The organism is Rhodococcus sp. H-CA8f (genome assembly GCF_002501585.1).
GTDB classification, from domain to species: domain Bacteria; phylum Actinomycetota; class Actinomycetes; order Mycobacteriales; family Mycobacteriaceae; genus Rhodococcus_F; species Rhodococcus_F erythropolis.
Window position 1 is genome coordinate 5,665,001 of the sequence record NZ_CP023720.1, and the last position, 21,779, is coordinate 5,686,779.

A 21,779-nucleotide genomic window follows, 5' to 3' on the forward strand; every position below is an offset into this window, starting at 1 on the left:
CGTCGTCCTTCTTGCCGAAGACACGTCGTGCCGTCGGAATCAGGATGATCAGCGCGCCGAGCAGAACGATGAGCGAAAAAACCTGCAGTGCCATGTCGACCTCTTACCGTCACGCCGGCGCGAGCCAGCTCCCCCACGGGGTGTTTCGAACAACCGTAAATGCAACGAGAACTCCGAGCACCACGATCGTCACAGTCGGCCGAAGCACGATCATGCGATCCCGCGTGCCTTTCCAACGGCGCACTGTCCAACCGATCCACGCGATCACCAACACCGCGACAAACGGCACGATCAAGACATTGCTGGACACTGCGGCGCCAACATCCAGATTAGTCAGGTCATTGACCGCACGAAGGCCACCACACGCCGGGCACCACAATCCCGTCAACGCGTACATCGGACAAACGCCGTAACTACCCGCACTGTGGGGATCACGGAAGTGGAGTACCGCGGCGGCCGTCACCGCCACTGCAGCAACACCGACGGGTGCGGCCAGCGCGCGTCGTCGACTTGCGACCACTTCCAACTCCATGACACCCACTGTAAGAGACCTCGGCAGCGACTAGCGCGCGCGAACGACTACCGACCGGACCACCATGTCGTGCCAGCACTGGTGCTTCGAGTCCCAGAGCGGCCAGAGATAGTTGAGGAAGCAGGCGCCACCCAGGATCGCCATCATGATCCAACGAAGCAGCGCCATCACCGGGCCGAGAGGCACACCGTCGGACTCCCGAATCACCGAAATTCCCAGCCACTTCTTGCCGAGCGTCTGTCCGGTGTTCCCTTGCCTGAAGACGAGATTCCACACCTCGATCAAGAAGATCGCCAGTATGCCGACGACCATGACGATCACCCCGACCGGATTACCGCCTTCAGCGCTCACGCTGCCGTCGTCGTATGTGGTCACTTCGGATCCGGAGAACGCGATCACTGCTCCGATGCCCGCGAGGATGACGCCGGGGAGCGGAACGACAAAGCCGTCGAGAATTGACGCGAGCACCCGAGAGATCCAGCTTGCGTACGGATAGGCGGGCGTCGGCGGCTGAAAACCCTGCGGCGGCATCGGCGGCATCTGCCCGTACGGCGGCTGATTCTGCGATGGATGGCCTGGTCCCCAGTTCTGATCCGACATCGAGGTCTCCCCTGTTCAGGCACGTGTTCGCCGAACTCAGGATAAACCGCACATACGCAAGAATTGGGAACTAACGACAAGAGCCCCACATCCGGATTTCCGGGTGTGGGGCTCTTGGCCGAGCTGCCTGAGAGAATCGAACTCTCGACCTTTTCATTACGAGTGAAATGCTCTACCGACTGAGCTAAGGCAGCGTGCCTTTCGGCGGTGGCGAGTCTATCTGGTCAACCCCCGGATCGCGAAAACGGGGGTCGGAAAGCGGCTCCGATGGAGGCAACCATCGCATCGAGCGCCCACTGCAACTTGACGTTGAAGTCGACGGCCTCGCGGCATTCGAGCACCGCTTCGATGCACTTGAGCAACCCCTCCGGGGACGTGCGTGCAGCCAACTCGGCGGCCTGCCGAGCCATGTCGGGATGGGTCGCCGTCGACGTCGACCCCAGCGAATAGGAAAGCGCGTCCCGGTACATGCCGGCCAGGTCGATCAGCGTCCGGTCGAGAAGATCGCGGCGGGCCCGGGTGTCGCGCGATTTCTGACGCGCTTCGAGGTCCTTGATCAGACCAGCCGATCCGCGCAGAGTCCCGGCTGTTCCCTTGCCGGTTCCACCACCACCCAAGGAGACCTTGAGCTCCTCGAGTTCCTGTTCCTTGAGTTCGGCGTAGAACGCCTTGGTGTCAGCCTCGATCGACTTCACCAAGTTCTCTGCGGCCTTGTACGCCGTCGAAGCACCGATCGCGTCTGCGGCTAGCCGAAGCGAACGCTGACGCTCGTCCCGCGCGCTCTCGTCAGTGGCGAGGCGCCGCGCCCGACCGACATGTCCGCCGCTGATCGATGCGGCGATTCTCGCTCGCTCCGGATCCAGCCCGTCGCGGTCGATCAGTACCTGGGCGATCGATTCGACGGACGGCGTCACCAACGGCATGTGCCTACACCGCGAACGGAGGGTGACAGACATGTCTTCCGGATCGGTCGTCGGCGCGCAGAGCAGGATGACCGTGCGGTCCGGTGGCTCCTCGACAACCTTCAGCAGGGCGTTGGCTGCGCCTTCGGTCAAACGATCGGCATCCTCGACCACGATGACCTGCCACCGCCCCGTCGTCGGCCGACGCGAAGCGATGTTGACTATCTCGCGCATGCCTTTGACGCTGATGCTCAGGCCGTCGGGGATGATCCGTCGTACGTCACCGTGGGTTCCACCCATCGTCGTCGTACACGCATGACACTCACCGCACCCTGGTGCACCGTCGGAGGTGCATTGCAGGGCTGCGGCGAAGCAGAGAGCAGCAACCGAACGACCAGAGCCGGGTGGCCCGGTGAAGAGCCACGCGTGGGTCATCTCCGAGCCGCTGGAATCGCCACGAGCCGACAGCGCAGCATCACGCAGGCTCTGCTCGACGTCGTGCTGACCCACCAGCCGACCGAACACACCTCGTTCGGCCACTTCAGTACTCATGCAAAAACCCTAACCGTCGGCACCGACGAAGCCTTACGAGTCCTTCTTCGCGGGAGCCTTCTTGGCGGCAGCCTTCTTGGCCGGGGCCTTTTTTGCGGCTGTTTTCTTGGCAGCGGCCTTCTTTGCCGGAGCCTTCTTGGCAGCAGCCTTCTTCTTGACCGGGCCGCGCGCACGACGATCAGCCAGCAACTCCGACGCACGAGCATCAGAAATGGATTCGACGTCGTCGTCCTTGCGGAGGCTGGCGTTGGTCTCGCCGTCGGTGACGTACGGACCGAAACGGCCGTCCTTGATCACCATCGGCTTCTCGCTGACCGGATCGACGCCCAACTCACGCAACGGAGGCGTTGCCGACGCCTGACGCCCACGACGCTTCGGCTCGGCGTAGATCTTGAGGGCCTCGTCGAGCGTGACGGTGAACATCTGCTCTTCGTTGGCGAGCGAGCGTGAATCCGTGCCCTTCTTCAGGTACGGGCCGTAACGGCCGTTCTGCGCGGTGATCTCTTCCTTGGATTCGGGGTCGACACCCACGACGCGCGGAAGCGACAGCAGACGAAGCGCATCTTCCAAGGTGATCGTCGCCAAATCCATGGACTTGAGCAGCGATCCCGTCCGCGGCTTGGGGCCCGCGACCTTCTTGGCAGCCTTCTTCGCGGGTGCCTTCTTGGCTGCGGCCTTCTTCACCGCAGTCTTGGTACTGCCCGAACTGATTTCTTCCGGCTCGGGAGCGGAGACGGGAACGATGTCCGGTTCCGGCTCGGCCGGCGGTTCGGGCAGGATCTCGGTCACGTAGGGACCGAAGCGGCCTTCCTTCGCGACGATCTCGTGGCCCGTCAGTGGGTCGACGCCCAGCTTGCGGCCCTCTTGAGGCGTCGAGAACAGATTCTCGGCGTACTCGGGAGTGAGCTCGTCCGGCGGCAGGTCGTCGGGAAGATTTGCCCGCTGCGAGATCAGATCGCCTTCGGGATCGTCCGGGTTCTGAACCATGCGCTCGAGATACGGGCCGAACCGGCCGACGCGCACGTGAACCTCGCGGCCCTCGGCGTCGTCGAAGAGACGGATGGAGTTGACCTCGCGAGCGTCGATCTCCTCGAGGTTGACACCGACCATCTTCTTCAGCCCGCCCTCGCGGGCGACCGATCCCTCTGCGCCTGTCTCGCCGCCGAAGTAGAAGCTGCTCAGCCAGTTGCCACGCTGCTCACGACCGCCGGCGATCGCGTCGAGATCGTCTTCCATTCCTGCCGTGAAGTCGAAGTCGACCAGCCGGCCGAAGTGCACCTCGAGCAGTCCGATGACGGCAAACGCCACCCAGGACGGAACCAGCGCGCTGCCACGTTTGTAGACGTATCCGCGATCGAGGATGGTCTTGATGATCGACGAGTAGGTCGAAGGACGGCCGATGCCGAGTTCTTCGAGCGTCTTGATCAGGCTGGCTTCTGTGTAGCGAGCGGGCGGGTTGGTGCTGTGCCCGTCCGGATCGAGCTTGGTGGCCGTGACTTCCTGGCCCTTGACCAGTACCGGAAGCCTGGATTCGGCGTCGTCGGACTGACCGCCGGCTTCTTCGTCGACACTTTCGACGTAAGCCTTGAGGAAGCCGGCGAACACGATGGTGCGACCCGAAGCGGAGAACGTGCAGTCCTCGCCGGTGCCTGCCGTGCCGGAGATGCGGAGCGTCAGCGTCGTACCGCGGGCGTCGGCCATCTGCGAAGCGACGGTCCGCTGCCAGATCAGTTCGTACAGCTTGAACTCGTCGGAATCGAGCTTGGAGTGCAGCTGACCCGGGGTCTGGAACACGTCGCCGGCGGGGCGGATCGCCTCGTGCGCTTCCTGCGCGTTCTTGACCTTGCGGGTGTACTGACGCGGCGTCGGATGCACGTATTCCGGACCGTACAACTCGGTGGCCTGCGCTCGAGCGGCTGCAATCGCCGACTCCGAGAGCGTCGTCGAGTCGGTACGCATATAGGTGATGTAGCCGTTTTCGTACAGACGCTGCGCGATACGCATGGCGCGCTCGGACGTGAAACGAAGTTTGCGTCCGGCTTCCTGCTGGAGAGTCGACGTCATGAACGGCGGGTAAGGCTTGCGCGTGTATGGCTTGTCCTCGGCGGAGGAAACCGTGAGGTCGACGCCCTGCAACGCTTCCGCGAGACGACGCGCGTACGCCTCGTCGAGCACGGTGACTGCGCTGCCCTTGAGCTTTCCGTCAGCTCCGAAATCACGGCCGGAGGCGACACGCGAACCGTCGACGGAGACCAGGCGAGCACCGAAACTACGCGGGCTGGCCTCCGCACCGGCGTCGAGTGTCGCGGAAATGTCCCAGTACGACGCCGACTTGAACGCCATGCGCTCGCGTTCACGCTGGACGATGACGCGAGTGGCCACCGACTGGACGCGGCCGGCCGAGAGCTTCGGCATGACCTTCTTCCAGAGAACCGGGCTGACCTCGTAACCGTAGAGACGGTCGAGGATGCGGCGGGTTTCCTGAGCATCGACGAGGTCGGTGTCGAGTTCGCGGGTGTCTTCGGCGGCAGCACGGATTGCCGGCTCGGTGATCTCGTGGAAGACCATTCGACGAACCGGAATCTTGGGCTTGAGAGTCTCGAGGAGATGCCAGGCGATTGCCTCGCCCTCGCGGTCGGGGTCAGTTGCGAGGAAGAGCTCGTCGGCGTCCTTCAACAGAGACTTGAGTTCGGCGACCTTGCCCTTCTTTTCCGGGCTCACGACATAGAGCGGCTCGAAGTCGTGATCGACGTTGACGCCGAGACGGGCCCATGACTCGCCCTTGTACTTGGCCGGAACGTCTGCTGCGCCGCGCGGCAGGTCGCGAATGTGACCGACCGATGCCTCTACGACGTAGTCCTTACCGAGGTAGGGAGCGATTTTGCGCGCCTTGGTCGGTGACTCGACGATCACGAGGCGACGAGGGTTACCGGACGCTCCCTGACCGCTGCCGTTGTCCGCTTTAGCCACCTGCTGCCCGAGCCTTCCTTTGGACGTTCACTGCCGTCGGCAGATCTTCAGAACTAGACGTGTGGAGCAAGTTATACCCCGTGTCTCTCTTTACAGAGTGACATACCCGCAAGACATTCGTGCAGATCAGTACAGTATGGGCTCCGTCGGACACGCGGCATGAGCACCGTCGGACGCGAGGCAAGAGCACTGTCAGACGTGCGGCCAGGCGACCGAAGTGTCGACGTGTTTCGGCGCCTCACCGAGGTATTCGACGAGCTTTGTCAGTCTCTTCTTTCCCGACACACGGAGCCCCGGGCCCGGTGTCCGGTTACCCAGTTGAGTCGGCGCGATACCAACCCGCATCAAGGCCTGAGCCAGCGGTGCGTGCGTCTCCTTGGCATGGGGGTCGAGGCCGAACACGAATCGCTCGCCGCCTTCTTCGAGCCTGCCGGCCGCGACGGCCCACACCCGGAGTTGGCGGGAGTTCGGTACCCAACCGACCGGCACCGCCTTCACAGCTCCCTTGGTCCACTGCACGGACAGCGGAAGGAGTGCGGGCGTCGACTGAGTGCGGACCAATGGGCTGCCTTCTTCACTACGCGTCACCTCGGCCCCGAGTCCGCACTGCGCGATCAACTCGGCAACGGCCTGCGCTCTCCAGTCCCGATCCACGACGATCGAGATCCGGGCACGGTCCTCCGAGGTCACGACCTGACCCGGTCCGGCCAGCATTCCGGCGAGGTCCGTCACGGCAGGTGGAATCGACTCGGCAGAGAAAAAGGACAGTTGGCTCACAGAGTGAAACGTAAGCCACGAAGGTACTGACGGCATAGACGACCGGCCGTGGTCGAACAGCTGCGTGCATTACCTCGGACAGAGAAAGACTGGCTCAGCCCGAAAAGATTTGTCCCCCACCGCACGGATGCGATGGGGGACAAATACTGTCCGAACTAATCGCTCAGCGAGTGAGCGGAAAAATCAGACCGCGCGAACGCCGGTAGCCTGGGGACCCTTGGTGCCCTGGCCGACCTCGAACTCCACACGCTGGTTCTCCTCGAGGGTACGGAAGCCGTTGCCCTGAATTTCGGAGTAGTGAACGAAGACGTCTGCGGAACCGTCTTCGGGAGCGATGAAGCCGAAGCCCTTTTCAGCGTTGAACCACTTCACAGTGCCCTGTGCCATGCTTTTCCTTCTCTTTCTAACACCGGATTCGGTGAACAGCCCTTACAGTCCACCGGGCCGGTTCCGACCGCTGTACGTCTTTATTTCCCCCTCAGGAAAGGCAGAGCACCGCGCCCGCAACAACGATCCTGCGAGCGTGCACTTTCTCAAGCCTACGAACACAGAAGCTGCGACCGATTGTCAGTCAACCATGTTCTCCGCGTGCACAACAGTCGAAAAGGGAACTAAAAACGTTAAAAGTTCGCTACGAGAAAAACGGCCCACGATCGTGGCTTCCCGCTTGCGCGCCGACCACCCGGTTCCACCAAGACCGCCGGCCGTTGCGTATCATCAAAACTGCAGGTAGCGACAGTTTCCGATTGCCGCCACACCCCAACGCCGAGCCCGGAGAGTCACGTGAACGCACCTTCCCCGATCCCCGCCCCGGGAGGGAAGCCTGGCGACACCTACGGGCAGATGCTGCTCGATCGCGTCGTCGCCGGGGTCAGTGGAAGCGAAAAACCACTGATGTTCACCGCGCAGTTGCCTGCTCGCGTAGCCGAGTTCACCGAATGGCCGGAGTGGGTGCACCCCAGCGTCGTACGCGCGCTCGCCGAGCACAGCGTGCGGTCCCCGTGGATCCACCAGAGTGAGGCCGCCGACCTTGCTCACGAGGGAAAACACGTGGTCGTGGCCACCGGTACGGCGTCGGGTAAGTCACTGGCATACCAACTCCCGGTGCTGACGGCCATGGCGACCGATCCGCTCGCAACTGCCCTGTACCTCTCCCCCACCAAAGCGCTGGGCTCGGATCAACTGCGAGCAGTGCTGTCCCTCACCGACTTCGACGTCGAACTTCGCAGCACGAACGCCAGTGCGTACGACGGCGACACCTCGCAGGAACTCCGCACCTGGGCACGCGAGAACTCACGCTGGCTCTTCACCAACCCCGACATGATCCACATTTCGCTGCTCCGCACCCATCAGCGATGGGCGCACTTCTTCCGCAACCTGAAATACGTGATCATCGACGAATGCCACTCCTACAGGGGAGTCTTCGGATCCAACGTCGCGCTCGTGATCCGGCGACTTCGCAGGATTGCAGCGCGCTACGGCGCCGAACCTACCTTCATCCTGGCCAGCGCGACCACGGCAGATCCCGGCGCAGCGGCCTCGCGGCTCATCGGCGCACACTGCAGCGAGGTCACGGAAGACGGATCGCCTCACGGCCCACGCACCGTCGCACTGTGGGAGCCGCCGCTACTCGAGGCATTGACCGGCGAAAACGGTAGCCCGGTACGACGTCCCGCGGGCGCGGAAGCAGCGCGGATCATGGCTGACCTCATGATCGAGGGCGCCCGTACTCTCACCTTCGTCCGCTCCCGCCGCGGTGCCGAACTGACCGCGATGGCCACCAAACGTCTACTCGCCGAGGTGGACCCGGACCTCGCCGAGCGAGTCGCGTCGTATCGCGCCGGATATCTGGCCGAGGACCGTCGCGAACTGGAAGCTGCGCTCGCCGACGGCACGCTGCTGGGCGCAGCCACCACCAACGCGCTGGAGCTCGGCGTCGACATCGCAGGCCTCGACGCCGTTGTCGTGGCAGGCTTCCCGGGGACCGTTGCCTCGTTCTGGCAGCAGGCCGGTCGCTCCGGGCGACGCGGCGAGGGTTCACTCGTCGTGTTGATCGCCCGCGACGATCCACTCGACACCTACCTCGTTCACCATCCGTCGGCGGTACTCGACAAACCCGTCGAGGCGACGGTGACAGATCCCGGAAATCCGTACGTCCTGGGACCACAACTTCTCTGCGCTGCAATGGAACTCCCACTTTCCGATGCCGAGGTCGACGCTTTCGGGGCTCTCGAGGTTCTGACCAGGCTGTCGGAGGAAGGCAAGATCCGGCGCCGAAAGCACGGATGGTTCGTCACCGCCGATTCGAACCCCCACGGCTCTTTGGACATTCGCGGCGGTATCGGAACTCAGGTGGCCATTGTCGACGGTGAATCCGGCCGGATGCTGGGTACTGTTGACGCGGGCCGCGCTCCCGCCACAGTTCATCCCGGTGCCGTGCACATTCATCAAGGCGAGACCTATGTCGTCGATGAACTGGACCTCGACGTCGGACTCGCATTGGTACACACCGAGAATCCGGACTGGACCACCTCGGCCCGCGAGACCACCGAAATCACGATCACCGAACAACTCGAGCACAAGAACTACGGCGACATCGCCGTCGCTCTCGTCCAGGTCGAGGTGACACATCAAGTCGTCGGGTACCTACGACGGTTGACTTCGGGTGAAGTCCTCGACTCGATCGAACTCGACATGCCCGCACACACTTTGCCCACCAGGGCAGTGATGTACACGGTCACGCCGGAACTACTCGAATCCATCGGGGTGCCGCCCGAACGGTTCCCCGGATCACTGCATGCCGCCGAACATGCCGCGATCGGCCTGCTGCCACTGGTGGCGATCTGCGACCGCGGAGACATCGGCGGCGTATCGACGGCGATGCACGCGGACACCGGACTCCCGACCGTCTTCGTCTACGACGGTCACGCCGGCGGCGCCGGGTTCGCCGACCGGGGGCACAGCGAACTGTCACGGTGGCTCACCGCGACGCGCGACGCCATACTCTCCTGCGAGTGCGCTCACGGATGCCCGTCCTGCGTCTATTCACCCAAGTGCGGCAACGGAAACGACCCACTCGACAAAGACGGCGCGGTCAAGGTTCTGACCGCCGTCATCGATACGATCAGCTGAGACACGATCAGCCGATCGGACCCGCACGAGCGTAGGCCTGCGCGTCGCCGATCCCGAAGCCCGACAACAACACCGGTGCACGTATCTCGACAACTACATCCCACCCCTGCACCTCACATTCCGCGAGCACCGTACGCATACGCTCCGCGATCGCCGCGGACTTCGCACACGCAGACGCCTCACCTCCGTCCAAGGCGCCCGCACCGCCGAGAGCCGAAAGATCAGCGGCCGACTGAGCAGTGTGCCGGGCCACCACCGCGGACCCGACATGCAGCATCCCACCAGTCACCATCACGATCGCTGCCAGAACGCAGCACGCCAGAACCGTGGCAACACCTTCGTCGTCACGTAGGTTCACCCCTCTTCCACCCCTGACTCCACAGCTGCCACCGCCTCGGAAGAAATGTCGACCAACGGCAGCAACGTAATCTCGGCGCTGACAACGGCAACGGCAAAGCCGTCAACGATCTCCACCGAGATCGACGCATCTTGGGGTGCGATCCGGCGGGCCGTGGCGACCGCAGACTCACGATCACCACGTGCCACCAACCGCGCGGCCTCACGAGCGGCGTCGACACACCGAACCTGCATCGACACCGCGAGGACACCACCGATACACAGCACGACCACCGTGACGATCGAAGCCAGAGCAATCGCGGCCTCGACCGTCACGGCGCCGTCGTCGGCTTGCCGAATACCTCTCGTGGACAACATCACACAGCTGTCTTGAGTGCCTTGTCGATGATGCCCGTCAGCGCCGAGACAATGGAGTCGCCGGTGACAACCGTGTACAGGACGGCACCGAATGCGGCGGCCGCAATCGTGCCGATCGCATACTCCGCGGTAGACATACCGTCGTCCTCCGTTACCAACAGCGCAAATCTGGCCGACACCGTCCTGAGCGTCTTCGAAATCATTTCTCCCCCTTCAATCGAAACCTGTGGCAGCATCTCTGCCACAGGAGCTTTCATACGGATCCGGCTCACAACAGGCCGTTACCGAGCACAGTCGTGGCAAGCCCGATCACCACCGGGACGATGCCCAGGGCGATGAACGCCGGCAGGAAACACAGTCCGAGTGGACCGCTGATCAGCACTCCCGCACGTTCGGCCGCGGCAGCAGCCAGATCCTCGGCGTCACCTCGACTGCGCTCGGCGAGTTCTGCCATGGACGAGGACAGCGACGAACCCGAACGGGCGGAACGCCGAGCCATTCTGGCGAGCGCCTCGGTATCGGGATCGAGCGCGGCTTCGCTCCACGCGGCGTCAGGGTCGGCACCGAGCGCGAGAAGGTCGGCGACGCGACTGAGCGTGTCGGCCATCGGTTTCGGTGCCGTCGACGCCATCGCTGTGATCGCGGCGGAGACGGGAAGCCCCGCTCGCAGGCAGGCCCCGAGAAGGTCGAGACTTGCGGCAACCGCGAGCGGATCCGGCTTGTCCGGGGCTGAAACCGAATTTTCTGTTGTTGTGTCCGCGAACAGAATTTCTGCCGCCCTGGCCGAAGCGCCGCGGCGAGCGGGAATGATCGCGAGCGCCAACGCGATCATCGCCACGGATGCCCAACTCACGACGTGACCTTCGCAGTTATCCGGTCGGTCCAGAGCAAACCAGCTGAGACACAGGCAGTTCCGATCACGAGCAGCACGCCGCCGAGCCCACCTCCGAACAGCACGCGCAGAGGCGACGCCCCCATCAACTGGCCGAGGCCGATCCCCAGCAGCGGTAGAAAAGCCAGCACCGCAGCCGTCGCCCGAGCGCCCGCCAACCCGGCCTCGGTGCGCTGACGAAAGCGTCTACGCCCCAACATGTCCGTCCGGACGGCGCCGAGTAGTTCAGCCAGAGCCAGACCGTGTTGGTCTGCGACCCGCCAGACGGATCCGATACGGAAGAACTCACGCTCGATGCACGAATCCGGTACCGCGAAGGCCGCCGCGGCAGAACCACCGAGACGCGCCCTGGCCCCAGCGGACCGGAACACCGCACTTACTTCGCCGCTACATTCCTCGCCTGCAACAGAACTGGCAACTGCAGGATGCGCGCCGACGCTCAGCTCGGCGATCAGCACCTCCAGACCGGAGAGCAGCATCTTCTGTGAGAGGTCCCGGTTTTCGGCCGCCTTCGCGCGGCGCCCACGAAAGATCAAGGTTCCGGCGAGGACGACCGCCGCGCATCCTGCCGACAAGCCTCCGAGAACCCATGCAGCCGACACCGCGAAAAATGCGGCGACCAACTGCCACGGAATCTGCCGGGAGGGCTTGCGGATGCTCGGGGCGTACGTAGCGAGCCGAGCACGTGAATCCCGCACCGGCGCAATCGAGACCGCCAACGCGAGGACCAGGAAGGAAACTGTCACGTCCCGACCTCTCGATTGCGAAGCCGGAACATCCGCTCGAGCCGCTCACGACCCGAACCGCCGTCCGGCCATGCCTGCATGATTTGTACGTATCCGTCCGCACCGCGATCGATGACGCCGATCTGTTCGAGACGCCTCGATCCGTCGGCCAACCGGTGCACGTGCAGGATCACTTGAACTGCCGCGGCAAGTTGACTGTGCAACGCGTGGCGATCCATACCGCCGAGCGCAGCCAACGCCTCGAGTCTGGCCGGCACCTCTTCGGGCGAATTGGCGTGAACGGTGCCGGCGCCGCCGTCGTGGCCGGTGTTCATCGCCGTGAGCAGATCCGTCACCTCTGCACCGCGGACCTCACCGACGACGATGCGATCGGGACGCATCCGCAGTGCCTGCCGAACCAGATCGCGCACCGTCACCTCTCCGACGCCCTCGACGTTGGGAGCCCTGGCGACGAGGCGGACGACGTGCGGATGCGGCGGCGCTAGTTCGGCCGCGTCCTCGACGCAGACGATTCGCTCGCGCGGGTCGACGGCGCCGAGCATGGCGGACAACAACGTGGTCTTTCCCGCGCCGGTCCCGCCGATCACCAGGAAGGCCAAGCGGCACGAGATGATGCGATCGAGGAGTTCGCGCGCGTCCGGTTCCACGGCGCCGTGAGCACACAGCGCGTCGAGACCCTGTGTTGCGGGCCGCAGCACTCGCAGTGACACGCAGGTTCCGCCCTGGGCCACCGGTGCGAGTACGGCATGAAGTCGTACCCCGAAGTGCCCGTCGCCGACGCCCCGCAGACGGCCGTCGACCCACGGTTGGGCGTCGTCGAGGCGTCGACCTGCCGACAGTGCCAACCGCTGCGCCAGTCGACGCACGGCTGCCTCGTCGGTGAACCGCACCCCTGACCTTTCGAGGCCGACCCCGCGGTCCACCCAGACCTGATCCGGCGCGGTCACCAGTACGTCGGCGACACCGGGTTCGTGCAGCAGTGGTTCGAGCGGCCCTGCGCCTGTCAGTTCCGTCTGGAGCACCCTGACGACCTCCAACAGATCCGTGTCCGCCAGAACGCCGGAGGACTCGGCTCGCACGGCGTCGGCAACGGTGGCCGCCGTCGGCTCGGCGACCGACGACGCCGTCAGCCGCTCGCGAACTCGGTCGAGCAGTTCTGTCGTGACCAACGCACTCATGCCGCAGCCCTGCGCGGGCGTGCGCCGGATTCGACGGCGTCGAGTACCGCTGTTGCCACCGCACTCAGCGGACAACCTCGGGTCAATTCGAGGCCACCGCGCTCGAGCATCGGCGCCAGCGAGCGGTGGCCGCGCATCACGGCCGTCAGCGGCAGGCCGAGCATGTCTGCCACATCGGCGCCGCGTAGGCCTCCCGGCGCCGGCCCACGCACGACGAGCCCGACATTGGAGTTGTGTCGCACCACCCAGGCTCCGACCTTCTCGGCAGCGACGCACGCAGCCACGGTGGCCGGAACCACCACGAGAACCAAATCCGACATCTCCAACGCGGCCTGACCTACCTCGCTGGGATGACGTGGCACGTCGCAGACCACGAGTCCGCCGGAACTGCGACCTGCGTCCAGCACGGCGCGAACGGCGGTCACTGTCGGACCGTCGATCTCGCGGCGACTGCTCGCCAGAACCCTCAAGAACTTTCCCTTTGCCGGCAGGGCATCGCGCAGCGCATCCGGGGCCAACCGCCCGCCCTCGACGGTCAGTGCACCCCAACGCAATCCGGGGGTCGTCTCGATGCCCAACAGCACATCAGCGCCGGAGCCGAGGGCGTCGACGTCCACCAGTAACGTCGGGACGTGACGTGCCGCCGACGTCAACGCGACAGCCGCCGCAGTTGCCGAGGCTCCGCCGCCGCCACAACCACCCACCACGCTCACGACGGTGCCGTCACCACTCACGTCTACGTGGTCGGCCAGAACTGCGACCAACGCGTTCTCCTCTTCCGGCAGGGACAGAACGCTGTCGGCTCCGATCGCGGTGGCGCTCTTCCAGTCGTCGACGGTCGGTGTGCCGTCGCACACGAGGAACACTCGCGTTCGTTTAGGGGAACGAGCCAGAGCATCCCGCGCAGCCGACGCGTCCAACACGACCGCCGAGGCCCGGTTCCACTGTTGCCGGGAAACGGGATGCTCGGCCTCGTCCAGACGGCGGTCCACCGCGGCAGCGACGCGTCGCACGCTCGCGAGGACCTTCGCGTCGTCGACGAGAACCAGAATGGGAGCCCCGGTTTCCCGAGAGTTGATCGTCGTGTTCATGACTGCAGAGCCTGAACGAGCACCGGCACCGAAAACAGTGGGTCGAGAGAGCCTGTGGACAACTGGGAAGTTGTGGAGAAACAGGCCTGAGACAGAGGACGACCCCCGCCAATGGGGGGAGGAGGCGGGGGCCGTCTGAGTTCAGCCCCGGGGGGTCGGGCTGAACTAGTTCGAACGAATCGAACAGCAACGATCTTACACCCGCCATTGGCGAGAAATGCAAGCCTGAGCTGCACTGAACTGCTGTTTTTCGCCGAAAGAGGACGCTTGCCGAGGAGCACACGAACCGCCTGTCGGACTATCCTCATTCCTGTGACCGACAAGCCTGCGAACGGACTGAATACCGGGCGGACAGCCGCTTTCTTCGATTTGGACAAAACGATCATCGCGAAGTCGAGCACCCTGGCGTTCAGCAAGCCATTCTTCGCCCAGGGTCTGATCAATCGACGCTCGGTTCTCAAGAGCAGCTATGCGCAATTCCTGTTTCTTCTGTCCGGCGCCGATCACGATCAGATGGAGCGCATGCGCGAGCACCTGACTGCGATGTGCGCGGGCTGGGACGTGGAACAGGTGAAGGCCATCGTCGCGGAGACTCTGCACGACATCGTCGACCCACTCGTCTTTGCCGAGGCGGCCGATCTGATCGCAGATCACAAGCTGCGTGGACACGACGTCATCGTGGTGTCGGCGTCGGGCGAGGAAATCGTCGCGCCGATCGCCCGCGCCCTCGGCGCCACCCATTCCGTGGCGACGTCGATGAGGGAAGAAGACGGCCACTACACCGGCGAGGTCGACTTCTACTGCTACGGTCCGGGCAAGGTCGAGGCGATGGAAAAACTCGCCGCGGAATACGGCTACGACCTCGCCGCCAGTTACGCCTACTCCGACTCGGTAACCGATTTGCCCATGCTCGAGGCGGTCGGACATCCCACCGCAGTCAACCCCGATCGTGCATTACGCAAGGAAGCGGCCGTAAACGGTTGGCCCATACTGACTTTCTCGAACCCGGTCTCGCTTCGCGCGCGATTGTCAGCCCAGTCCACGACGACGGTCGCCACAACTGCAGCGGTGGGAATCGCAGCTCTGGTGGCCGGCGCCATGACCTTCGGGCTACTGCGTCGGAAACGCTGAAATCCAATGCCCACAAACAAAAATTGGTACTTGCTGTGAGCCCGGACACAGGGTACAAAGGAGTTACGGAAGAACGGAAGGCCAGGAACGGCTCGGAAGAGAAGGACCGTTTCCCCAACCGAAATTCCTAGCACGGGCACTAGGGCACCCACGCGGAGCACAAGCCACTATAAGGGCAGAAGCGTTGTGGGCCTGCGAGATTCGTTCAATTTGAGCGAGGACCCCGCACCGGTTGCGGGGACGACCTCAGAAAGTGCGATCCCTCGCCGAGGCCACCCACACAACCCACCGAGCACGCTTGGTAACGAGTAGTCCGTGGTGACGGGCGGCGAAGTCGATTTATCGGCAGCGCCGCCCGTTCGTTATGTGCCGGCCCCGCCCTGTTGCAGACTATCCAGTCGCCGCGTCGGCGATCGAAGTCGCTTCTCGCGCACCGGCTTCGAGAGCTCCGCAGCACAAGATCACCCAACTGCCGACACCCGCTGGATTTCCCGAAGCGAATCCAGCCGCGCCGTCCGTGTACGCCTGCGGCCGCCGAAGCCAACTGACCTCGGGGACTCCCAGATTGTGCGGATCCAACCCGGACGAGACCGCAACCAGACGCGAAGCCGCACGTGCAACAATGCCGTCAGCGGTGCCGAACGGGCTCAGCGCCAAGAGTTCTCCGTGCACGACGGCCGCCAGAACCGGCGCCGGTGCACTGGTTCCGCCGGTAACGAGTTGCGCGAGAGCGTCCAACCGCTCCCCCACTCCGCGATCCGACCGTGGCCGCCCCAGTTGATCCGCGTCCTCGACGAGGTCTGCCGCGGCCAGCAGGTGCAGCCGGGCCAAAGCCTGCAGCGGGGCGCGCTTCCACGTCGACTCCATGAGGGGAAGACTGTCGCCGTCCAGAGCCTGAGCCACGCGCAGAGCACCCGCGAGAATCGGATCACCGGCCATGCCCTCGGCCGGCAATTCGGTGGTGCCACCGGCCAGCGATGCGGAAGCTCGCGCAGCGCGAACCGCGGCTTCGGCGGCAGTGGTGGGCCAACCGCGACGGTTGGTCTTGTGCCGATGAACCTCACCCAGAGCGTCGCGCGCATGATCGGCGGCGGCGCGTACGCCTGGAAGATCGACGAGGGGCTGCAAGGGGTCCGTCACGATCAACGACGGTACCCTTGCAGCCCCTCTGCGGACTTGCCTACCTACCTGTTGCGTCAGCTTCCCAGCGTGATGGACCCGCCGGGAATCGCGTCGAGCAACTTGCGGGTGTAGTCCTGTTGCGGATTGCCGAACACGTCGTCGATCGGTGCCGATTCGACGATCGAGCCACGCGACATCACCAACACGTTGTCCGCGATCTGGCGAACCACGGCCAGGTCGTGCGTGATGAAGAGGTACGTCAACCCGAACTCTGCCTGCAGGTCGTTGAGCAGGGTCAAGATCTGATCCTGCACGAGCACGTCAAGAGCGGAGACCGCCTCGTCGCAGATCACGACCTCCGGTTGCAGTGCCAACGCTCGCGCAATTGCGACGCGCTGACGCTGTCCGCCGGAGAGCTCGTTCGGGAACCGTCGCATGACCGACTGAGGCAGACCGACCTTGTCGAGAAGTTCGCGGACGCGAGCCTCCCGTTCTGCTTTGGTCCCGACCTTGTGGGTACGCAGCGGCTCTTCGATCGTGCGGTAGATCGAGTACATCGGGTCGAGCGTGCCGTAAGGGTTCTGGAAGATCGGCTGCACGCGACGACGGAACGCAAAGGTTTCCTTCGCACCGAGTTTGGACACGTCCTGACCGTCGAAGACCACGTTGCCTGCGGTGGGCTCGAGCAAACCGAGAACCATCTGCGCGACCGTCGACTTACCGGAACCCGATTCGCCGACGATTGCAGTCGTGGTTCCGCGGCGGACCTTGAAGGACACGTCGTTCACGGCGGTGAAGTCGGTGGTCTTGCGGAAACCCTTGCGCAGCTTGAACACCTTGGTCAGATGATCGACGACAAGAACGTCGTCGGTCGCCTTGCCGAAGGACTCTGCCGCACTTTCCTCGGCCTTGACCGCTTCGGCGACCTCTTCCGCCTGTTCGCGAATCTCGGCGCGCGCCACCGACGAGCTGAGCCGCTTCGACGCCAACGACGGCGCAGCAGCGACCAGCTTCTGCGTGTACGGATGCTGCGGGCGCTTCAGAATCTCCAGCGCCGGACCGGATTCGACGATACGACCCTTGCTCATCACGATCAGATGCTCGGCGCGCTCGGCGGCCAAGCCCAGATCGTGAGTGATGAGCAGAACGGCGGTGCCGAGTTCCGTTGTCAGACCGTCTAGGTGATCGAGGATCTGACGCTGGACCGTGACGTCGAGCGCCGACGTCGGCTCGTCCGCGATCAGGAGCTTCGGACGAGCGGACAACCCGATCGCGATGAGTGCGCGCTGACGCATACCGCCCGAGAACTCGTGCGGGTACTGCCCCAACCGGCTCTCGGCCTCCGCGAGTCCTGCCTCCTCGAGCAGTTCCGCAGCCCGAACCTTGGCTGCCTTGCCCTTGGCGATCCCGTTGGCGGCCAGTGCTTCCTCGATCTGGAAGCCCACTTTCCACACGGGATTCAGATTCGACATCGGGTCCTGCGGAACCAAACCGATCTGGCTTCCCCGGATGTGGACGAAGTCCTTCTCCGAGACCTTCGAGATGTCCTTGCCGTCGAAGATGATCTCGCCTGCCGTCACCTTGCCGGTGCCGGGAAGCAGATTGATGATCGAGTGGGCGGTAGTGGACTTACCCGAACCCGATTCGCCGACGATCGCGACAGTCTGACCCGGGTAGACGGTCAGGCTGACGCCTCGAACTGCCGGAACCGGACCGGAATTGGACTGGAAAGACACCTCGAGATCACGAATCTCGAGCAACGGAGTTTCCTCCGAGGTGAGAGTTTCCTTGGTGGTCATCGTGCTCACCGCTTCCGCGACTTGGGATCGAGGGCGTCGCGCAGAGCGTCACCCATCATGATGAATCCGAGAACGGTGATCGCCAAAGCCGTTGCCGGGTAGAACAGAATGGTCGAACCCTGACGCAGCGTCACCTGAGCGTTGCTGATGTCGCCGCCCCACGAAACCTCGGTGGACGGAAGACCGATACCGAGGAAGGACAGCGTCGCCTCGGCAACGATGTACGTACCGAGCGAGATGGTGGCGACCACGATGATGGGCGCCAACGAGTTCGGGATGACGTGGCGGATCAGTGTCTTGAGCTTCGAGACACCCAACGCTTCCGAGGCCATGACGTAATCGTTGTTCTTCGCCGAGATCACCGCGCCTCGAGCGATTCTTGCCATCTGCGGCCAGCCGAAGAGCGCCAGCACGCCGACGACGGTCCAGATGGTGCGATCGGTGAACAGCTGCATCAGGACGATGGCAGCCAGGATCAGCGGGATGCCGAAGAAGATGTCGGCGACACGGGAGAGGATCGAATCGGTCCATCCGCCGTAGAAACCGGACAGCGCACCGAAGATCACGCCGATCACCAGCACCGACGCCGTGACACCGACGCCCACGAGTACGGATGCGCGAGCACCGTAGATGGTGCGCGAGTACACGTCACAGCCCTGGCGGTCGAAACCGAACCAGTGCCCTGAGGTCGGCCCCTGCATGCTGTAGGTCAGGTCGCAGAACCGCGGATCGGTGCTCGTGAACAAGCTCGGAAACGCTGCGATGACGATGACCGCGAGGATGATGATCGTCGAGATGATGAACAGGGGGCGCTTGCGTAGGTCGCGCCACGCATCGGTCCACATGCTCGTCGGCGCCTGATCGAGTTTGACGGCGTCCGTCTCCCCCGGTGCCGCAACTTCGGGCGGTGCCACGAAATGACTTTGCCGGACTGCGCGTCCGGTCTTCACGGTCTCAGACATAGCGGATCCTCGGATCGAGCGCGGCGTACAAGAGGTCGACGAGCAGATTCGCGATCAGGTAGATCACGATCAGGATGGTGACGAACGAAACCACCGTCGGCGCTTCACCTCTGGTCACGGCCTGGTAGATCGTGCCACCGACGCCGTTGATGTTGAAGATGCCCTCGGTGACGATGGCGCCGCCCATCAACGTCGCGAGGTCGGCACCCAGGAACGTGACCACGGGGATCAGCGAGTTGCGCAACACGTGCACGCGAACCACTCGTCCACGGGAAAGTCCCTTGGCGGTAGCGGTGCGGACGTAATCGGCAGTCAGATTCTCCGCCACGGACGTTCGGGTCAGTCGCAGTACGTACGCAAACGAGACCGAACCGAGAACCAGGGCAGGGAGCAGGAGATTGGTGAAGCTGGTGTTGCCACCGACCGTCGGCGGGACGATGCCCCATTTGACGCCGATGAAGAACTGAGCCAGGAAGCCGATCACGAAGATCGGGATGGCGATGAGAACGAGGCTGAACAGCAGGACGGTGCTGTCGAAGAATCCGCCCTTACGCAGGCCCGCGATGAGGCCGAAGCCGACACCGAAGACCGTCTCGACGATCAGTGCCATGAAGGCAAGTTTCATCGTGATCGGAAATGCCTGTGCCAGAACTTCACTGACAGGTCGTCCGGAGAACGACGTGCCGAAGTCCAGCGTGAAGATGCCCTTCAGGTACAGCAGGTACTGCTGATAGAAGGGGAGATCGAGGTGGTAGCGCTCCCGAAGCTGTGCTGCCACAGCCGGACTGAGCGCCTTGTCGCCCGCCAACGCGGCAATCGGATCACCGGGAAGCAGGAAGACCATGGCGTAGATCAGAAGAGTGGCCCCGAGAAAAACCGGGATCATTTGAAGCACTCGGCGACCGATGTACCAGAGCATCGGATCACCTCCTTGTCGATGATCGTGTACGTCAGCGGACAGTCCGGTGTGAACACGAGTTCGGGACGGCAGGCAGGGCGCCTGCCGCCCCGAACTCACGTTTCAGATGCGGATCGTTCTACGCGTCAGTTCTTTTCGATGTCTTCGTAGACCGGAACACCGTTCCAGCTGATGGTCACGTTGGAAACGTTCTCCGACCATCCACTGGCAGCGTTGCGGTACCACGTCGGAACTGCGGGCAGGTCCTTGAGCAGGACTTCCTGGGCCTGATCGAGCAGTTCCTGAGCCTTCGCCTGATCGGTCTGGCCGGCCGATTCGCGCAGGAGGCGGTCGAACTCGGGGTTGGAGTAGTCACCGTCGTTGGAGCTGCCGCCGGTCTGGTAGTTCTGCGCCAGGAAGCCGTACTGCTGCGGGTAGTCGCCCTGCCAACCGGAGCGGAAAGAGCTCTGGATGGTGCGGTCGGTGGCTTCGGTGCGGATCTGAGCGAAGGTGGCGTACTGCTTGCCCTTCGCGTCGATACCGAGGGTGTTGCGGATGCTGTTCGCCGTGGCATCGACCCATTCCTGGTGTCCGCCGTCGGAGTTGTAGGCGATCTCGAAGCTGCCGGACCACGGTGCGATGGCGTCGGCCTTGGCCCAAGCAGCCTTGGCCGCCTCGGGATCGAACTTCACGTTGCTGTTACCGGTCAGCGAGTCGTTCCAGCCCTTGATTGCGGGGCTGGTGAAGTCGAGTGCAGGCGTCCTGGTCTTGTTGAAGATCTGCTGGGTGATCTGATCGCGGTTGATCGCCATCGAGATCGCCTGACGGCGGAGCATGCCCTCTTCGCCGCTGAAGTGCGGCAGGCGACCCGGGATCGTGAACGTCTCGATGGTTGCCGACGGCTGGTTGACGGTGCGTCCGGGCAGGTCCGACTCGAAGGTCGTGACGGCGCTCGGCGGAACCTGGTCGAGAACGTCGACGTTGTTGGCCAGGAGATCGGTGTACGCCGTGTCGAGGCTGTTGTACATGATGAAGTCGACGCCGGCGTTCTTCGGCTTACGGTTGCCGTTGTAGTCCGGGTTCACGACGGTGTCGATGCGGACGTTGTGCTGCCACGCGCCGGTTCCGTCGAGCTTGTACGGGCCGTTGCCGATCGGGTTCTCACCGAAGGCGGTCATGTCCTTGAACGCGACCTCGGGCAGCGGGTAGTACGCCGTGAAGCCGAGGCGATCGGGGAACGCCGACTCGGGCTGCTTGAGTTCGATGGTGAAGGTGGAGTCGTCCACGACCTTCAGACCCGACATGGTCTGTGCCGTCGGAACCTCGGCGGCAACTTCGTCGTAGCCCCTGATCGGATCGAAGAACGATGCCTGAAGCTGAGCGTTGGTGGAGAGGGCTCCGTAGTTCCACGCGTCGACGAACGACTTCGCGGTGACGGGGGTGCCGTCCGTGAAGGTCCAACCGTCCTTGAGCTTGACGGTGAAGTTCTGACCGTCGGTGCTCTCGATGGACTCGGCAACCTCGTTCTCCGTACCGCCGTCTGCGGTGTACGAAACGAGACCGGAGAACAGCGAGTCGAGGACGCGGCCGCCCATGTTCTCACTCGTGTTCGTGGGGATCAACGGGTTCTGAGGCTCGCCCGCCCAGGCGTTGACGACGCCACTGGACGATCCGCCCGACGAATCGCCGGACGAACATGCCGTGATCAGCACTGCCGTCATTCCGAGCGCGACCGCGCCGGTCGCTATGCGTGAGATACGCAAAGGAATTCCTTCCACATC

General features: G+C 63.8%; 20 protein-coding genes and 1 tRNA gene. 2 read left to right on the forward strand and 19 right to left on the reverse strand.

Features of this window, described 5'->3' with window-relative positions:
• Positions 1-109: 109 nt before the first annotated feature.
• The 7 genes from CPI83_RS26315 to CPI83_RS26345 all read right to left on the reverse strand — a co-directional run bounded on the left by CPI83_RS26315 (position 110) and on the right by CPI83_RS26345 (position 6,720).
• The gene (locus CPI83_RS26315) at positions 110-532 is read right to left on the reverse strand and encodes a DUF2752 domain-containing protein (RefSeq protein ID WP_021342697.1); all 423 of its coding nucleotides are present in this window, start codon (positions 530-532) and stop codon (positions 110-112) included.
• Between the two features lie 30 nt (positions 533-562).
• Positions 563-1,132: an RDD family protein gene (locus CPI83_RS26320; RefSeq protein ID WP_030535670.1), complete on the reverse strand. Its 570-nt coding sequence runs from the start codon at positions 1,130-1,132 to the stop codon at positions 563-565.
• A gap of 121 nt (positions 1,133-1,253) precedes the next feature.
• Positions 1,254-1,326, reverse strand: a tRNA-Thr gene (locus CPI83_RS26325).
• A 30-nt stretch (positions 1,327-1,356) separates the two neighbouring features.
• A complete protein-coding gene (locus CPI83_RS26330; RefSeq protein ID WP_019746652.1) occupies positions 1,357-2,586 on the reverse strand; it encodes a DNA polymerase III subunit delta' in 1,230 nt (409 codons plus the stop codon).
• 33 nt (positions 2,587-2,619) lie between these two features.
• Positions 2,620-5,556, reverse strand: a complete 2,937-nt coding sequence (gene topA / locus CPI83_RS26335) for a type I DNA topoisomerase (protein ID WP_097387957.1) — start codon at positions 5,554-5,556, stop codon at positions 2,620-2,622.
• 192 nt (positions 5,557-5,748) lie between these two features.
• On the reverse strand, positions 5,749-6,333 hold the full coding sequence (locus tag CPI83_RS26340; protein ID WP_003946106.1) for a hypothetical protein: 585 nt from the start codon (positions 6,331-6,333) through the stop codon (positions 5,749-5,751).
• Between the two features lie 183 nt (positions 6,334-6,516).
• Positions 6,517-6,720, reverse strand: a complete 204-nt coding sequence (locus CPI83_RS26345; protein ID WP_003946117.1) for a cold-shock protein — start codon at positions 6,718-6,720, stop codon at positions 6,517-6,519.
• A 456-nt stretch (positions 6,721-7,176) separates the two neighbouring features.
• Between CPI83_RS26345 and CPI83_RS26350 the strand changes: the two genes are divergently transcribed.
• Positions 7,177-9,465 carry a DEAD/DEAH box helicase gene (locus CPI83_RS26350; protein ID WP_097388256.1) on the forward strand — a complete coding sequence of 763 codons (2,289 nt, stop codon included), beginning with the start codon at positions 7,177-7,179 and terminating at the stop codon, positions 9,463-9,465.
• A gap of 7 nt (positions 9,466-9,472) precedes the next feature.
• On the opposite strand, the gene CPI83_RS26355 is transcribed toward CPI83_RS26350, so the two are convergent.
• The 7 genes from CPI83_RS26355 to ssd form a co-directional block, all read right to left on the reverse strand.
• Entirely contained in the window at positions 9,473-9,823 is a 351-nt protein-coding gene (locus tag CPI83_RS26355; protein WP_019746648.1) for an Rv3654c family TadE-like protein, read from the reverse strand.
• Positions 9,820-10,179: a TadE family type IV pilus minor pilin gene (locus CPI83_RS26360; protein ID WP_097387958.1), complete on the reverse strand. Its 360-nt coding sequence runs from the start codon at positions 10,177-10,179 to the stop codon at positions 9,820-9,822. The genes CPI83_RS26355 and CPI83_RS26360 overlap by 4 nt, the downstream gene beginning before the upstream one ends.
• Positions 10,179-10,382: a DUF4244 domain-containing protein gene (locus tag CPI83_RS26365; protein ID WP_042446719.1), complete on the reverse strand. Its 204-nt coding sequence runs from the start codon at positions 10,380-10,382 to the stop codon at positions 10,179-10,181. The genes CPI83_RS26360 and CPI83_RS26365 overlap by 1 nt, the downstream gene beginning before the upstream one ends.
• Before the next feature lie 65 nt (positions 10,383-10,447).
• A complete protein-coding gene (locus CPI83_RS26370) occupies positions 10,448-11,032 on the reverse strand; it encodes a type II secretion system F family protein (protein ID WP_060939215.1) in 585 nt (194 codons plus the stop codon).
• Positions 11,029-11,817: a type II secretion system F family protein gene (locus tag CPI83_RS26375; protein ID WP_097387959.1), complete on the reverse strand. Its 789-nt coding sequence runs from the start codon at positions 11,815-11,817 to the stop codon at positions 11,029-11,031. Before CPI83_RS26375 ends, CPI83_RS26370 begins: the two co-directional genes overlap by 4 nt.
• The gene (locus CPI83_RS26380; RefSeq protein ID WP_092765749.1) at positions 11,814-12,995 is read right to left on the reverse strand and encodes a TadA family conjugal transfer-associated ATPase; all 1,182 of its coding nucleotides are present in this window, start codon (positions 12,993-12,995) and stop codon (positions 11,814-11,816) included. The genes CPI83_RS26375 and CPI83_RS26380 overlap by 4 nt, the downstream gene beginning before the upstream one ends.
• Positions 12,992-14,086, reverse strand: coding sequence for a septum site-determining protein Ssd (gene ssd / locus CPI83_RS26385; RefSeq protein ID WP_019746642.1), 1,095 nt, complete (start codon positions 14,084-14,086; stop codon positions 12,992-12,994). The genes CPI83_RS26380 and ssd overlap by 4 nt, the downstream gene beginning before the upstream one ends.
• Before the next feature lie 312 nt (positions 14,087-14,398).
• Here ssd and CPI83_RS26390 point away from each other — a divergent pair, with 312 nt between their 5' ends.
• Positions 14,399-15,217: an HAD-IB family hydrolase gene (locus CPI83_RS26390; protein ID WP_019746641.1), complete on the forward strand. Its 819-nt coding sequence runs from the start codon at positions 14,399-14,401 to the stop codon at positions 15,215-15,217.
• 390 nt (positions 15,218-15,607) lie between these two features.
• On the opposite strand, the gene CPI83_RS26395 is transcribed toward CPI83_RS26390, so the two are convergent.
• The 5 genes from CPI83_RS26395 to CPI83_RS26415 form a co-directional block, all read right to left on the reverse strand.
• Complete coding sequence (locus CPI83_RS26395) at positions 15,608-16,357, reverse strand: hypothetical protein (protein WP_020905979.1); 750 nt, start codon at positions 16,355-16,357, stop codon at positions 15,608-15,610.
• 56 nt (positions 16,358-16,413) lie between these two features.
• Entirely contained in the window at positions 16,414-18,138 is a 1,725-nt protein-coding gene (locus CPI83_RS26400; RefSeq protein WP_020968270.1) for an ABC transporter ATP-binding protein, read from the reverse strand.
• Positions 18,139-18,143: 5 nt separating this feature from the next.
• Positions 18,144-19,100, reverse strand: a complete 957-nt coding sequence (locus CPI83_RS26405) for an ABC transporter permease (protein WP_019746638.1) — start codon at positions 19,098-19,100, stop codon at positions 18,144-18,146.
• Positions 19,093-20,019, reverse strand: a complete 927-nt coding sequence (locus tag CPI83_RS26410) for an ABC transporter permease (RefSeq protein ID WP_019746637.1) — start codon at positions 20,017-20,019, stop codon at positions 19,093-19,095. The genes CPI83_RS26405 and CPI83_RS26410 overlap by 8 nt, the downstream gene beginning before the upstream one ends.
• Positions 20,020-20,144: 125 nt before the next feature.
• Entirely contained in the window at positions 20,145-21,761 is a 1,617-nt protein-coding gene (locus CPI83_RS26415; protein ID WP_097388257.1) for an ABC transporter substrate-binding protein, read from the reverse strand.
• Positions 21,762-21,779 lie beyond the last annotated feature (18 nt).

Coding starts and splice junctions, on each gene's coding strand:
- CPI83_RS26315 (WP_021342697.1), bottom strand. CDS start 532: ATGGAGTTGGAAGTGGTCGCAAGTCGACGACGCGCGCTGGCCGCACCC.
- CPI83_RS26320 (WP_030535670.1), bottom strand. CDS start 1,132: ATGTCGGATCAGAACTGGGGACCAGGCCATCCATCGCAGAATCAGCCG.
- CPI83_RS26330 (WP_019746652.1), bottom strand. CDS start 2,586: ATGAGTACTGAAGTGGCCGAACGAGGTGTGTTCGGTCGGCTGGTGGGT.
- CPI83_RS26345 (WP_003946117.1), bottom strand. CDS start 6,720: ATGGCACAGGGCACTGTGAAGTGGTTCAACGCTGAAAAGGGCTTCGGC.
- CPI83_RS26350 (WP_097388256.1), top strand. CDS start 7,177: ATGCTGCTCGATCGCGTCGTCGCCGGGGTCAGTGGAAGCGAAAAACCA.
- CPI83_RS26360 (WP_097387958.1), bottom strand. CDS start 10,179: ATGTTGTCCACGAGAGGTATTCGGCAAGCCGACGACGGCGCCGTGACG.
- CPI83_RS26365 (WP_042446719.1), bottom strand. CDS start 10,382: ATGATTTCGAAGACGCTCAGGACGGTGTCGGCCAGATTTGCGCTGTTG.
- CPI83_RS26380 (WP_092765749.1), bottom strand. CDS start 12,995: ATGAGTGCGTTGGTCACGACAGAACTGCTCGACCGAGTTCGCGAGCGG.
- ssd (WP_019746642.1), bottom strand. CDS start 14,086: ATGAACACGACGATCAACTCTCGGGAAACCGGGGCTCCCATTCTGGTT.
- CPI83_RS26400 (WP_020968270.1), bottom strand. CDS start 18,138: ATGACCACCAAGGAAACTCTCACCTCGGAGGAAACTCCGTTGCTCGAG.
- CPI83_RS26405 (WP_019746638.1), bottom strand. CDS start 19,100: ATGTCTGAGACCGTGAAGACCGGACGCGCAGTCCGGCAAAGTCATTTC.
- CPI83_RS26410 (WP_019746637.1), bottom strand. CDS start 20,019: ATGCTCTGGTACATCGGTCGCCGAGTGCTTCAAATGATCCCGGTTTTT.